General features: G+C 63.6%; 11 protein-coding genes. 5 read left to right on the top strand and 6 right to left on the bottom strand.

The window, feature by feature from the left end; all coding sequences use genetic code 11:
- From ilvC to QM609_RS27820, 3 genes are all read right to left on the bottom strand, one after another.
- The coding region (gene ilvC, locus QM609_RS27830) for a ketol-acid reductoisomerase (RefSeq protein WP_283337626.1) at positions 1-755 on the bottom strand (755 nt) is incomplete at its 3' end.
- Between the two features lie 53 nt (positions 756-808).
- Positions 809-1,312, bottom strand: a complete 504-nt coding sequence (gene ilvN, locus QM609_RS27825; protein ID WP_003944718.1) for an acetolactate synthase small subunit — start codon at positions 1,310-1,312, stop codon at positions 809-811.
- Positions 1,309-3,249, bottom strand: a complete 1,941-nt coding sequence (locus tag QM609_RS27820; protein ID WP_030535411.1) for an acetolactate synthase large subunit — start codon at positions 3,247-3,249, stop codon at positions 1,309-1,311. Before QM609_RS27820 ends, ilvN begins: the two co-directional genes overlap by 4 nt.
- A 266-nt stretch (positions 3,250-3,515) precedes the next feature.
- Here QM609_RS27820 and QM609_RS27815 point away from each other — a divergent pair, with 266 nt between their 5' ends.
- From QM609_RS27815 to QM609_RS27805, 3 genes are all read left to right on the top strand, one after another.
- The gene (locus tag QM609_RS27815) at positions 3,516-4,037 is read left to right on the top strand and encodes a PH domain-containing protein (protein WP_039973093.1); all 522 of its coding nucleotides are present in this window, start codon (positions 3,516-3,518) and stop codon (positions 4,035-4,037) included.
- A gap of 72 nt (positions 4,038-4,109) precedes the next feature.
- On the top strand, positions 4,110-5,951 hold the full coding sequence (ilvD, locus tag QM609_RS27810) for a dihydroxy-acid dehydratase (RefSeq protein WP_007729361.1): 1,842 nt from the start codon (positions 4,110-4,112) through the stop codon (positions 5,949-5,951).
- Between the two features lie 768 nt (positions 5,952-6,719).
- Positions 6,720-8,255, top strand: coding sequence for an amino acid permease (locus QM609_RS27805; RefSeq protein ID WP_050655135.1), 1,536 nt, complete (start codon positions 6,720-6,722; stop codon positions 8,253-8,255).
- Between the two features lie 68 nt (positions 8,256-8,323).
- Here the strand turns inward: QM609_RS27805 and QM609_RS27800 are convergent, their stop codons facing one another.
- Positions 8,324-9,151 (bottom strand): DoxX family protein, encoded by an 828-nt coding sequence (locus QM609_RS27800; RefSeq protein WP_003944742.1) that lies wholly within the window; start codon positions 9,149-9,151, stop codon positions 8,324-8,326.
- A gap of 90 nt (positions 9,152-9,241) precedes the next feature.
- On the opposite strand from QM609_RS27800, the gene QM609_RS27795 reads away from it, so the two are divergent.
- Positions 9,242-10,372, top strand: a complete 1,131-nt coding sequence (locus tag QM609_RS27795) for a PQQ-dependent sugar dehydrogenase (protein WP_050655142.1) — start codon at positions 9,242-9,244, stop codon at positions 10,370-10,372.
- A 127-nt stretch (positions 10,373-10,499) separates the two neighbouring features.
- A complete protein-coding gene (locus QM609_RS27790) occupies positions 10,500-11,546 on the top strand; it encodes an NAD(P)-dependent alcohol dehydrogenase (protein ID WP_042925739.1) in 1,047 nt (348 codons plus the stop codon).
- Between the two features lie 88 nt (positions 11,547-11,634).
- On the opposite strand, the gene gatB is transcribed toward QM609_RS27790, so the two are convergent.
- Both gatB and QM609_RS27780 read right to left on the bottom strand, forming a co-directional pair.
- On the bottom strand, positions 11,635-13,146 hold the full coding sequence (gene gatB / locus QM609_RS27785; protein ID WP_007729370.1) for an Asp-tRNA(Asn)/Glu-tRNA(Gln) amidotransferase subunit GatB: 1,512 nt from the start codon (positions 13,144-13,146) through the stop codon (positions 11,635-11,637).
- A gap of 25 nt (positions 13,147-13,171) precedes the next feature.
- A complete protein-coding gene (locus QM609_RS27780; RefSeq protein WP_019747919.1) occupies positions 13,172-14,203 on the bottom strand; it encodes an ATP-dependent 6-phosphofructokinase in 1,032 nt (343 codons plus the stop codon).
- Between the last annotated feature and the right edge of the window lie 53 nt (positions 14,204-14,256).

Genomic DNA, 14,256 nt, shown 5'->3' with positions numbered 1-14,256 from the left:
GCGGTGTCGGACACCGAGTAGTTCATGCGGGCGATGCCACCCTCGTACATGAGGTCGACGATGAGCTTGAGCTCGTGCAGAACCTCGAAGTACGCCATCTCGGGTGCGTAGCCGGCCTCGACCATGACCTCGAAACCGGTCTTGACCAGTTCCTCGGTGCCGCCGCAGAGCACGGCCTGCTCGCCGAAGAGGTCCGTCTCGGTCTCTTCCTTGAACGTGGTCTTGATGACGCCTGCGCGGGTTCCGCCGATGCCCTTGGCGTAGGACAGAGCAAGAGCCTGGCCTTCACCCTTGGGATCCTGGTCGATGGCGATGAGCGCGGGAACGCCCTTGCCGTCGACGAACTGACGACGCACCAGGTGGCCGGGGCCCTTGGGGGCGACCATGCCGACGGTGACGAACTCCGGAGCCTTGATCAGGTCGAAGTGAATGTTCAGGCCGTGACCGAAGAACAGCGCGTCGCCGTCCTTGAGGTTCGGCTCGATGTCATTGGTGAAAATGCTCGCCTGAGCGGTGTCAGGTGCGAGCACCATGATGACGTCGGCCCACTCGGAAACCTCTGCCGGCGTACCGACCGTCAGCCCCTGCTCTTCAGCCTTCTCACGCGACTTCGAGCCTTCCTTGAGGCCGATGCGCACATCGACGCCCGAGTCACGCAGGCTCAGCGAATGGGCGTGGCCCTGGCTTCCGTAGCCGATCACAGCAACCTTGCGGCCCTGAATGATCGACAGATCGGCATCGTCGTCGTAGAACATCTCGACTGCCACAGTTCTCAACCTCTCCTTGGATTTTTACGTGTCTAAAAGTACTAGCGGGTGGCCGTGATCGACTTCGGCCCTCGACCGACTGCCACGACCCCGGACTGAACGATCTCCCGGATACCGTACGGATCAAGCATCCGCAGCAGTGCATCCAGCTTGGACCGAGTACCGGTCGCCTCGATGGTGACGGACTCCGGAGAGACGTCGATCACCTTGGCGCGGAACAGGTTCACCGTTTCGATGACCTGCGTGCGCACGCTTGCATCAGCGCGCACCTTGATGAGCACGAGCTCGCGAGCGACGGATGCTTCACCGTCCTGCTCGACGATCTTGATGACGTTGATCAGCTTGTTGAGCTGCTTCGTCACCTGCTCGAGAGGGAACTCGTCGACCGTGACGACGATGGTCATACGTGAGATCTCGGGGATCTCGGTTCCGCCCACCGCAAGGGATTCGATGTTGAATCCGCGGCGGGAGAAAAGTGCGGAGACGCGAGCCAGCACGCCTGGCTTGTCCTCGACGAGAACACTGAGGGTGTGACTGGTGCTCACTTCTGATCCTCCCCTGTGCCCGCGGCGGGTCCGGCTTGCTCGCGTGACATGGCTTCGTGGATGACGGCGGGCTCGGCAACTGCCTCGTCGTCGTCGAACAGCGGCCGGATGCCCCGGGCCGCCATGATTTCGTCGTTGCTCGTTCCGGCAGCGACCATCGGCCACACCTGTGCGTCGGCGGTGACGATGAAGTCGATCACGACAGGCTTGTCGTTGATGGACTGCGCCTCACGGATCGCAGCTTCGACATCTTCTTCACGCTCGACACGAATTCCGTGGCAGCCCAATGCTTCTGCGAGCTTCACGAAGTCCGGGATGCGGATGGCGCCGTGCGTTCCGAGGTTGGTGTTGGAGTAGCGCTCTTCATAGAAGAGTGTCTGCCACTGGCGCACCATGCCGAGGTTGCCGTTGTTGATGAGGGCAACCTTGATCGGAATACCTTCGAGTGCGCAGGTTGCGAGTTCCTGATTGGTCATCTGGAAGCAGCCGTCGCCGTCGATCGCCCACACCTCGGTGTCGGGCATACCCATCTTGGCGCCCATGGCTGCGGGAACCGCGTACCCCATGGTGCCGAGCCCGCCCGAGTTGAGCCACGTGCGCGGCTTCTCGTAGCCGACGAACTGCGCGGCCCACATCTGGTGCTGACCGACGCCGGCGCAGTAGATGGCATCCGGTCCGGCGAGCTTGCCGACGGTCTGGATCACGTACTCCGGGCTCAGCTGACCGTCGGTGGGACGGTCGTAGCTCAGCGGGTACGTACGACGGATGTCGTTCAGGTACGCCCACCACTCGGTGAGGTCGAACGTGGTGCCCGTGGCCATGTCGGCACGGATCGCCTCGATGAGTTCGGTGATGACCTCTTTGCAGTCGCCCACGATCGGGACGTCCGCGTAGCGGTTCTTGCCGATCTCGGCCGGGTCGATGTCGGCATGGATGACCTTGGCGTCGGGCGCGAAGGAATTCAACTGACCGGTGACGCGGTCGTCGAAACGCGCACCGAGGGTGATCAGTAGATCGCTACGCTGCAGAGCGGCGACTGCGGCAACGGTGCCGTGCATTCCCGGCATACCGCAGTTGAGGTCGTGACTGTCCGGGAACGCTCCGCGGGCCATCAGCGTGGTGACGACGGGGATACCGGTCAGCTCGGCCAATTCGAGCAGCTCCGGCGAGGAGTCGGACTTGATGACGCCGCCACCGACGTACAGAACCGGCGACTTGGCGTCGGCGATCAGACGTGCAGCTTCACGAACCTGCTTGCCGTGCGGCTTGGTCACCGGGCGGTAGCCCGGCAGACGCATCTCCGGCGGCCACGAGAACGTGGTCTGCGACTGCAGGATGTCCTTGGGGATATCGACCAGGACGGCGCCGGGGCGACCGCTGGCCGCGAGGTAGAAGGCCTCGGCCATGATGCGCGGGATGTCGATCGCGTCGGTGATCAGGAAGTTGTGCTTGGTGACCGGCATCGTGATGCCTGAGATGTCGGCTTCCTGGAAGCCGTCGGTACCGATCAGCGAGCGCGCCACCTGTCCGGTGATCGCCACGATCGGAACGGAGTCCATCTGCGCGTCGGCCAGCGGCGTGACCAGGTTGGTCGCACCGGGACCCGAGGTGGCCATGCAGACGCCGACCTTGCCGGTCGCCTGGGCGTAACCGGTGGCAGCGTGGCCTGCACCCTGCTCGTGGCGCACGAGCACGTGGCGAACCTTGACCGAATCGAAGAGTGGGTCGTAAACCGGGAGCACGGCACCGCCGGGAATGCCGAATACCGTGTCGACCTCGAGCTCTTCGAGGGCTCGAACCACAGACTGCGCGCCGGTTACCCGCTCAGGCGGGAGCTGGCGACGGTTGGCCGTCTGGGTTGCGGCAGCCGCGGTTGTCGGGCTCGGTGTCCCTGACTTGCGCGGCGTGGGTTGAGGCCGTGCTGTTGGTGCGCTCACTGGGAAATCCTCTGATTCTGGCTCCGGGCAACAAAAAACCCCCGTCAGCATCTGCTGAGCGAGGGTGGCGCGTCGTTATCTGGTGAGTTGAAAAATCGACTCAGGCGACGACGCGCCGGCCGATTACGAGCAACTCATTCTGTTTCACGCACTCGACAGTAGAGGCGCTAGTCGCGAACGGCAAACTTGGTGAGTCGACCGTCCCAGAATCTGAGATACATCGGCTGCAATGCGAAGATGTAGAGGTGTCAACTTCGCAGCAGCCCGTGCCACCGGCTCAATCATCCCACACGCCGAAACCACTTCGGCACGTCATCCGCATTTCGCAGCTCGCTTACATGGCGTGCGCGTTCCTTCTGTTCGCGGTCAGCTTCCCGATCTTCGGGTGGCCCGTCGCCTTCAGCTGGTTGCTGATCCTTCCGATCATCGCCGTCTATCTCGTCGCGCGACTGCGCACCACCGTCAGCCCTGACGGCCTCGAGGTCCGCTCGACGTTCTCCAAGCGCACCCTCGCCTGGGACGACGTCAAGGGTTTCCGCTTCCCGAAGCGGAGTTGGGCGCGCGCGGAACTCACCGACGGAACCGAGGTGACCCTGCCTGCGGTCAGCTTCGTCAGGCTTCCCGAGATCGCGATCGCCAGCGGTGGCCGCATCACCGATCCCTACGCATCCGCCGCAGAAGCCTTCGCCGCCAAGGAAGCCGAAGAGGAAGAAGCAGCTGCAGAAGCAGAAGCAGAATCCGAGCTCGTCGAGAACACACAGGACCAGCCCGAAGAGAAGCGCCCGTAGCACGCGAGTAGCGTTGAAAGGCCCTCGCTTCTATTTGAGTGGACCAGCAACGATCACATAAGGAACACGCCCATGCCCCCGTTGAGGTCACGCACCACCACCATCGGACGTAATGCTGCCGGAGCCCGATCCCTGTGGCGCGCCACAGGAATGACGGATTCCGACTTCGGAAAGCCGATCGTCGCCGTAGCGAACTCGTACACCCAGTTCGTACCCGGCCACGTGCATCTCAAGAACGTGGGCGAGATCGTTGCCGAGGCCATCAGTGCGGCCGGCGGCGTCGCTCGTGAGTTCCACACCATCGCAGTCGACGACGGCATCGCAATGGGCCACGGCGGAATGCTCTACTCGCTCCCGAGCCGCGAGATCATCGCCGACTCGGTCGAGTACATGGCAAACGCCCACACAGCCGACGCACTGGTGTGTATCTCCAACTGCGACAAGATCACTCCCGGCATGCTCAACGCTGCAATGCGTCTCAACATCCCGACCGTCTTCGTCTCCGGCGGTCCGATGGAGGCCGGTAAGGCAGTGGTCGTCGGCGGCGTGGCCCAAGCCCCCACCGACCTCATCACCGCGATCTCCGCCTCTGCCAACGATGCCGTGTCCGACGAGGGCCTCGACGAGGTCGAGCGCAGCGCGTGCCCGACATGCGGGTCCTGCTCCGGAATGTTCACCGCCAATTCCATGAACTGCCTGACGGAGGCCCTCGGCCTCGCATTGCCGGGCAACGGCTCCACGCTGGCAACTCACAAGGCTCGTCACGCACTCTTCTCTCGTGCGGGCACCACCGTGGTCGAGGCTGCCCTCAAGTACTACCGCGACGGCGACGAGTCGGTGCTGCCACGCAACATCGCGACCCCGGCAGCGTTCCGCAACGCGATGGCTCTCGACGTCGCCATGGGCGGTTCCACCAACACCGTCCTTCACACGCTGGCTGCGGCGCAGGAAGGCGAGGTCGACTTCGACCTCGACACCATCGACGCGATCAGCCGAAAGGTTCCGTGCCTGTCCAAGGTCTCTCCCAACTCGGACTACCACATGGAAGACGTCCACCGCGCCGGCGGAATCCCCGCCCTGCTCGGTGAGCTTCGCCGCGGTGGACTCCTCGAAACCGACGTGTCCACCGTGCACACCAAGAGCTTCGACCAGTGGCTCGACGACTGGGACATCCGCTCCGGCAAGGCAACCGACGAGGCAATCGAACTCTTCCACGCGGCTCCCGGCGGCGTGCGCACCATCGAACCGTTCTCCACGGACAACCGTTGGTCTGCCCTCGACACCGATGCGGCCGGCGGCTGTATCCGCGACGTCGAGAACGCCTACACCGTCGAAGGCGGCTTGGTTGTCCTGCGCGGCAACATCGCACTCGACGGCGCAATCCTCAAGACGGCCGGCATCGACGAGGAACTGTTCTCCTTCCAGGGCCCGGCGCTCGTCGTCGAATCCCAAGAAGAAGCCGTCTCGGTGATCTTGCAGAAGAAGATCAAGGCCGGCGACGTTCTCGTCGTGCGCTACGAAGGCCCCAAGGGTGGCCCCGGCATGCAGGAAATGCTGCACCCCACTGCCTTCCTCAAGGGCGCAGGCCTCGGTAAGGAATGCGCGCTGATCACCGACGGTCGTTTCTCGGGCGGAACCTCCGGGCTGTCCATCGGTCACATCTCCCCCGAGGCTGCCGCAGGCGGAATCATCGGTCTCGTCCAGAACGGCGATCAGGTTCGCATCGACGTCGCCTCGCGCACGCTCGAGATCCTGGTCGACGACGACGTCCTCGCCGAGCGACGCGCGAAGATGGAGGCCTCGGAGCGCCCGTGGCAGCCGGTCGATCGTCAGCGCACCGTGACGACAGCACTGCGCGCCTACGCCGCTCTGGCAACGTCCGCCGACAAGGGCGCGGTTCGCTACGTTCCGTAAGTTCTGCCACGAATCGAAAAAGATCCCCGGCCGCTTTTCGGCCGGGGATTTTTCCTGTCAGCGCTCGTGCGGCTCGAGACGCCCGTAGCCGATGTGACAGTCACACAAGGTTTTCGGGCAGCCGCACGTGCGGCAACCAACTCAGCTCCACGAGAATGCTCGCCAACGGGCCACGGCAGAGGGTCGACAGAGTCGGGTTCATGTCACCTCGGAGAAGAACGCGGGACCGACTGAGTCAGAACACGCCATACTTCCTCCGGTGTTGTATGAGCTTGAACCACAACCTAATCCGATCATCCCGTCGCCGACACACTCTGCCACGACGCGTGATCGACGCTCGAGTGCATCCAGGTACGCGGTGGTCCTCTCGCCTACCGCCCCGATACGGGTGAAATGGGACGTGCTGGCACAGCGACAGTGCAACTCATCGACAGCAAGACCGACCGACAGGTACCGAATAACCGGGCGACACGCGGAGCACCAACGGAACGATATGAGCTATCAGACATTTCAGACCGAATCGCGCGTCCGGCTCGTGAGCGAATTCACTTGGACGTAGGGTTTCAGACACCAGCTGATCAATTCAGATACATGAGGGGGGATGACTTTCAGTCAGGTGATCATTTCGGTCAGTTCGAGCGAGCCGACTTGCACACGGCGCTCACCAGTGGTTCCCTCATCAGGTCGCTGAGACGCACATCACAACGACGACAGTCAGCCACCGCCCGTCACCCACAAGGTCGACGGGAAACAACCAAGGAGCAATACATGCCCGGAGTCGGCATATGGCGCACCAAATCCGTCGAGCAATCGATCGCGGACACCGACGAGCCTGAGACAAAGCTCAAGAAGGAACTGACCGCGACGGACCTCACGGTATTCGGAGTCGCCGTCGTCATCGGCGCAGGCATCTTCACGCTGACTGCTCGAACCGCAGGCAATGTCGCAGGACCCTCCATTTCACTGGCATTCGTTCTCGCTGCCATCGCCTGTGGCCTCGCCGCGCTGTGTTACGCGGAGTTCGCCTCCACCGTCCCCGTCGCAGGCAGCGCATACACGTTCTCCTACGCCACGTTCGGGGAGTTCGCCGCCTGGATCATCGGCTGGGACCTCATTCTCGAGTTCGCTCTCGCCTCCGCCGTCGTCGGCAAGGGCTGGTCGCTGTACCTCGGCAACGTCATCGGGGCCAGCGGAAGCACCACCGCCCACATCGGTTCGATCAGCTTCGACTGGGGCGCTCTGCTCATCATCGGCGCGATCACGCTGATCCTCGCGATCGGCACCAAGGTTTCCTCGCGAGTCTCCGCAATCATCACCGCGATCAAGATCGCAGTAGTCCTGCTCGTCATCGTCGTGGGCGCGTTCTACATCAAGAAGGAGAACTACTCCCCCTTCATCCCGCCGTCCGAAGGAACCGAGAGTTCTGCAAGCGGAATCCATCAGACCCTGTTCTCCTGGCTGACCGGCGCAGGCGGAAGTAGCTACGGCGCTTACGGATTGCTCGCCGCAGCCAGCCTCGTGTTCTTTGCCTTCATCGGTTTCGACGTCGTCGCCACCACCGCCGAGGAAACCAAGAACCCGCAGAAGTCGTTGCCGCGAGGAATCTTCGGCTCGCTCGCCATCGTCACGGTTCTCTACGTTGCCGTCACGCTCGTACTGACCGGCATGGTCAAGTACACCGAACTCAAGGACGGCAGTCCGTTGGTCGGCGATTCCAGCGCCACCCTCGCAACCGCATTCGAGGCCAACGGCATTGGTTGGGCACAAACCGCCATCAACTTCGGTGGCCTGGCCGGCCTCACGACAGTTGTCATGGTCATGATGCTCGGCCAGACCCGCGTCCTCTTCGCCATGTCCCGTGACGGCCTCATGCCGCGCAGCCTGGCCAAGACCAACGCCAAGGGCATCCCGATGCGCATCACGTTGATCGTCGGTGGCATCGTTGCCGTCCTGGCAGCGTTCTTCCCCATGGGCACGCTCGAAGAGATGGTCAACATCGGAACGCTGTTCGCCTTCGTCCTGGTTTGTGTCGGTGTCATCGTCCTTCGCCGCACCCGCCCCGACCTGCCGCGCGGATTCCGCGTCCCGCTGGTGCCGTTCGTTCCGATCGTCGCCGTGCTCGCCTGCGGTTGGCTGATGCTCAACCTCTCGGTCGAGACCTGGATCCGGTTCCTCGTCTGGATGGCCATCGGTGTGCTCGTGTACTTCGCCTACGGTCACCGCAAGTCGGTCCTCGGTCGCAAGCTCAAGGACGGAACGGCCATCCCGTCCGCGAACGCCGACCCGGTACTCGTCAAGGACTGATCCTTCACAAACGAACCGCCGCTCTCCGATTCGGAGAGCGGCGGTTCGTTGGTTCGACGGCGCGAGTTTCAGATGAGCGGATTGGCACCGTTCAGGAAGATCCAGGTGCAGACGCCGGCAGCGATACCGAGGATCAAAACCACGAGCGATCCGATAAACGGACGAGTTGCCCAGCCACGACGACCGTCGAGCGCAATACGACCTGGTCCCGTCAAAATGATGACGCCCGCACAGATTCCGAGCAGCATCTCGTACTCGGTCCCGGCCGGGGCGAAGTACTCCAGGCCGGGTGCGCTCGCCTGACGCAGCGCCCACGCATTGATCATCACCGCCAGAACCGACGCTGCCGCAACGGGAGTCAGCAACCCGAGGATCAGGAGGGCGCCACCTGCGACTTCACCGACGGCGCCGAGTATCGCCATCCACTTCGCCTGCTGGAACCCGGCGTCCGCCAGCATCGACTCGAACCCGTTCAGCCCCGGCCCGTTCCAGATACCGGTCAACTTCTGCAGACCGTGCACCAACGCAGTTCCACCGACGGCCAATCGCAGTGCAAGCAACCCGAGGTCGAGAGTGCCTCGGCCCCGCGGAGACTCAGTTGTACCTGCCACGGCTTCGGCGGTGGGAACGGCGGCGATCGGAGCGTCGTACGCCGTCTCACGCTCGAGAGCCACGGTCGGCTGATCCGCGCCAGGTGCTCGGTATGTCGGTATCTGTTCGGTCAGGGAGTTGGCGTTCGTGGAACCGAAATCGAGATCGTCGTCGGTCCGCGGCAACGGATTCTTGGCGCTCACCGTCGGAAATTGTTCGGTGGGCGAATCATACGGACTGGACACATTGCCCGTCGGCTTGTCCGCATCCGACAACTCGCTGGGATCTTTTCGCTCGTCAGTCACGTAGGTGAGCCTATGACCGATTCACGAACTCGACGGGGAACCTTGGTCCGGCGTGGCGGCATCTGCCGTGCATTACGTAACGTCTTGGGCATGACTACGGGTAGGCATGCAGCGCTGGGCGCACTGGCGCTGGTGCTCGGGACATCGTTGCTCGCAGGTTGCGCCGACTTCGACGAATCGACTGCCTCGCCGTTCACACCCGAACCGACCAACCAGGCCAGCGCGGAAGTGCAGCCGGAGAACCCGCCGCCGTCGACCACGCCGCCGGCGCCGCGGACCGGCCCCCTCGGACCGTGTCAGGATGCCGACACCGCCGTGATCGCAACCTGTCTCGACACCACGGGTGGGCTCGTCACACTCCCGGACGGGAACTCCGGACTGGTTGCCGAACGGCGGACCGGCCGGATCATGCAGGTAGCTCCCAACACGACACCGGTCGAGGTAGCCAAGATCGACGTCGACGGCAGCGGTGACGGCGGCCTGCTCGACATCGCACTCTCCCCCACGTTTGTCGAAGACAACCTGATCTATGCCTACGTCACCACCGGAACGGACAACCGGGTGGTCCGCATCGCTCCGGGTGACACCGCCAAGGAAGTACTCGGTGGAATCCCGCGCGGCGCGAGCGGCAACGGCGGGTCACTGAAGTTCGCGGCCCCGGACCAGCTCATGGTTCTGACAGGCGATACCGGAAACCCCGCGGTTGCTCAGGATCCCGCCTCGTTGGCGGGGAAACTCTTGCGGGTCCGATCGCTGACACCCAACGCTGCGCCGCCTCGCCCGGAAGTAGTTCTGTCCGGAATCGGAAACGGCGGCGGCGTGTGCGTCGATCCGGGAATCGCGACGTGGGTCACGGACCGAACCACTCTCGAGGATCGCCTCCAACGCGTCGGCGCCGACGGCACGGTGACATCCCCCGCGTGGACGTGGCCCGACCGACCCGGAGTCGGCGGGTGCATCGCGGCGCAGGGAGTGGTAGCTGTCGCGCTGGGGGCCGGCAAAGCGATCTCGGCGCTGGCCGCAGATCCAGGAACAGGTGCCGTCACGACCGCGCCGTCGGCAGTGGCGAAAGACACGTACGGCCAGCTGGGCGGTTTGGCACTCGGATCCGACGGTTTGATGTGGGCGAGCACGATAAACAAAACCGCGGGCGAGCCGGGTCCGAACGACGACAAGGTGGTCAAGATCCCGATGCCGAGTGGCAGCGGCGGGATCGACTGAGCCGCCATGTCTGTTCGGTCACGGATCCCGTGACCGAACATGCACAGATGCGTACTCTTTTGTTAGCGGGGCTAAACACCACGCATTTGCCAGGACCGGTTGGCCCAACCACGACAAAGGAGTCGGTATGAAGGCAATCCAGTACACGAGAATCGGCGCAGAACCCGAACTCACGGAGATTCCCAAACCCGAGCCCGGTCCAGGTGAAGTGCTCCTGGAAGTCACCGCTGCCGGCGTCTGCCACTCGGACGACTTCATCATGAGCCTGCCCGAGGTGCAGTACACCTACGGCCTTCCTCTCACGCTCGGCCACGAGGGCGCCGGCCGGGTCGCCGCCGTCGGCGAGGGCGTCGAAGGGCTCGACATCGGAACCAATGTCGTCGTCTACGGACCCTGGGGCTGTGGCAGCTGTTGGCACTGCTCGCAAGGACTCGAAAACTACTGTTCTCGAGCAAAAGAACTCGGCATCAATCCTCCTGGTCTCGGTGCACCCGGCGCGTTGGCCGAATTCATGATCGTCGATTCACCTCGCCACCTCGTCCCGATCGGCGACCTCGATCCGGTCAAGACGGTGCCGCTGACCGACGCCGGTCTGACTCCGTATCACGCGATCAAGCGTTCACTGCCGAAACTTCGCGGTGGCTCGTACGCCGTCGTCATCGGTACCGGTGGTCTCGGCCATGTCGCCATCCAACTCCTCCGCCACCTCTCGGCAGCAACCGTCATCGCACTCGACGTGAGCGCGGACAAGCTCGAACTGGCAACCAAGGTAGGCGCTCACGAAGTGGTTCTGTCCGACAAGGACGCGGCCGAGAACGTCCGCAGGATCACCGGAAGTCAGGGCGCCGCACTGGTTCTCGACTTCGTCGGCTATCAGCCCACCATCGACACCGCGATGGCTGTCGCCGGCGTCGGATCGGACGTCACGATCGTCGGGATCGGCGACGGGCAGGCCCATGCCAAAGTCGGGTTCTTCCAAAGTCCTTACGAGGCTTCTGTGACAGTTCCGTACTGGGGTGCCCGCAACGAGCTGATCGAATTGATCGACCTGGCGCACGCCGGCATCTTCGACATCGCGGTGGAGACCTTCAGTCTCGACAACGGCGCCGAAGCGTATCGACGACTGGCCGCCGGAACGCTCAGCGGCCGCGCGGTTGTGGTCCCTGGTCTGTAGACCGACAGCGGCAAAACGACAGCGAAAAACACTGATGCCCGGCCGAATTCGATTCGGCCGGGCATCAGTGTCAGAAATTCAGTGTGCGCTAGCTGCACGCCTCGATGACAAGTTCCTTCACACGAGCCGCGTCTGCCTGTCCACGAGTGGCCTTCATGACGTCGCCGACGATCTTTCCGGCGGCCTGCACCTTGCCACTGCGAATCTTGTCCGCGATGTCGGGGTTCGCTGCGAGCGCTTCGTCGACGGCTGCCTTGAGCTTGGTTTCGTCACGTTCGACGACCAACTCCGGGTGGGCCGCGACAACCTGCTCCGGGTCACCCTCGCCGTCGAGGACGTGATCGACGACCTGGCGAGCCACTTTGTTGTTGAGCTTGCCGCTGTCGATGAGAGCTACGACCTGGGCAACCTGCGCCGGGGTGATCGGCAGAGCGCCGAGTTCGACGCCACGGGTGTTCGCCTGCTGTGACAGGTAGGACAGCCACCAGGAGCGCGCTGCCTCGGGCGAAGCACCGGCCTCGGTGGTCGCGATCACCAGATCGATGGCACCGGCGTTGACGAGGTCGCGCATGACCTCGTCGGAGATTCCCCAGTCCTTCTGGATCCGCGCACGGCGAATCCAGGGAAGCTCCGGCAAGGTACCGCGCAGTTCTTCGACCCACTCGGCGCTCGGAGCGACGGGCTCGAGATCCGGTTCCGGGAAGTAGCGGTAGTCCTCGGCCGTTTCCTTCCGGCGTCCCGCTGCGGTGGTGCCGTCGCCTTCCTGGAAATGGCGGGTCTCCTGGATGACCTCACCGCCGGCGTCGAGAACTGCTGCCTGACGGCGCATTTCGTAGCGAACTGCGACCTCGACGCTCTTGAGGGAGTTGACGTTCTTGGTCTCGGTGCGGGTCCCCAGTTCGGTGGAACCGATCGGCATGAGGGAGATGTTGGCGTCGCAGCGCATCGATCCCTGATCCATGCGGACGTCGGAGACGTCGAGGGACTTCAGCAGATCACGAAGCGCCGTGACGTACGCGCGAGCAACCTCGGGGGCGCGCTCACCGGCACCGTGGATGGTCTTGGTGACGATCTCCACCAAGGGAACGCCCGCACGGTTGTAGTCGAGCAGCGAATGGCTGGCACCGTGGATACGACCGGTAGCGCCACCCACGTGGAGGGACTTACCGGTGTCCTCCTCCATGTGGGCGCGCTCGATCTCGACGCGCCACGTCGTGCCGTCGTCGAGGATCACGTCGAGGTAACCCTCGGTTGCGATCGGCTCGTCGTACTGGGAGATCTGGTAGTTCTTCGGCTGATCCGGGTAGAAGTAGTTCTTGCGTGCGAATCGGCCCCACGGCGTGATGGAGCAGTTGAGCGCAAGGCCGATCCGGATCGCGGACTCGACAGCGGCTGCGTTCACCACCGGCAACGAACCGGGCATGCCCAGACAGACCGGGCACACCTGGGTATTGGGTTCGGCACCGAACTCGGTGGGGCACGGGCAGAACATCTTGGTCGCGGTGCCGAGTTCTACGTGCACCTCCATACCCATCACAGGCTCGTACTTGGTCAGTACTTCGTCGTAATCGAGGATGTCGGGCGCATCGACAGCAGTCATGGTGATCAGTTTATGCGTCTGCGGCTCAGCCGAAGAATGCGGCTGCCTCCTCGTAGCGCTCCTTGGGCACCGTCTTGAGTTTGCGGGTCGCCTCGGCGAGCGGAACGAGGTCGATGGACGTTCCGTGCAACGCGACCATCTGACCGAAATCTCCGCGGTGAGCTGCGTCGGTGGCATGAACGCCGAAGCGAGTGGCGAGGATGCGGTCGTGCGGCGTCGGGGTGCCACCGCGCTGAATGTGCCCGAGGACGGTGGTGCGAACTTCCTTGCCGATCCGGCGCTCGATCTCGTTTCCGAGCTGCTGCGCGACACCGGTGAAGATCTTGTGGCCGAACTCGTCTATGCCACCTTCGCGCAGGGTCATCGACGCGGGATCGGGCATCGCACCTTCAGCCACGACGCAGATGAAGTGGGAGTCGCCACGCTGGAAGCGCTTCTTGACCATCGCGCACACCTCGTCGACGTCGAACGGCTGTTCCGGAACCAGAGTCAGGTGTGCCCCCGACGCCAGCCCGGCCTGCAGCGCGATCCAGCCCGCATGCCGGCCCATGACCTCGACGAGCATGACGCGCTGGTGCGATTCGGCCGTGGTGTGGAGCCTGTCGATGGCGTCGGTGGCGACAGCCAATGCGGTGTCGAAACCGAAAGTCACGTCAGTGCAGTCGATGTCGTTGTCGATCGTCTTGGGCACACCGATCACGGGTACGCCACTCTCGGAAAGCCAACTGGCCGCGGTGAGAGTGCCTTCGCCGCCGATCGGGATCAGGACGTCGATCCCGTTGTCGTCGAGAGTCTGCTTGATCTGATCGAGGCCCGCACGGAGTTTGTCGGGGTTCACGCGAGCGGTGCCGAGGATCGTGCCGCCGCGGGTGAGGATGCGGTTGATGCGGTCATCGGAGTCGAGCGGGACCTTGCGGTCCTCGAGCAATCCTCGCCAGCCGTCCCGGAATCCGACCACGGTACTGCCGTAACGACCGGCCGACGTACGTACGACGGCGCGGATGACCGCGTTCAAGCCCGGGCAGTCGCCGCCGCCCGTGAGGATTCCGATTCGCATAGTGCAGCACCTCTCGTGACCGGATTGTGGATCTTGGTGTCCATCTTCCCCCA

The organism is Rhodococcus sp. IEGM 1302 (assembly GCF_030056935.1).
In the GTDB taxonomy this organism is placed as follows: domain Bacteria; phylum Actinomycetota; class Actinomycetes; order Mycobacteriales; family Mycobacteriaceae; genus Rhodococcus_F; species Rhodococcus_F qingshengii.
The sequence above is the reverse complement of the archived record's forward strand: the minus strand, read 5'-3'. Positions and strand labels throughout refer to the sequence as shown.

Coding starts and splice junctions, on each gene's coding strand:
- ilvD (WP_007729361.1), top strand. CDS start 4,110: ATGCCCCCGTTGAGGTCACGCACCACCACCATCGGACGTAATGCTGCC.
- QM609_RS27805 (WP_050655135.1), top strand. CDS start 6,720: ATGCCCGGAGTCGGCATATGGCGCACCAAATCCGTCGAGCAATCGATC.
- QM609_RS27795 (WP_050655142.1), top strand. CDS start 9,242: ATGACTACGGGTAGGCATGCAGCGCTGGGCGCACTGGCGCTGGTGCTC.
- QM609_RS27790 (WP_042925739.1), top strand. CDS start 10,500: ATGAAGGCAATCCAGTACACGAGAATCGGCGCAGAACCCGAACTCACG.
- gatB (WP_007729370.1), bottom strand. CDS start 13,146: ATGACTGCTGTCGATGCGCCCGACATCCTCGATTACGACGAAGTACTG.
- QM609_RS27780 (WP_019747919.1), bottom strand. CDS start 14,203: ATGCGAATCGGAATCCTCACGGGCGGCGGCGACTGCCCGGGCTTGAAC.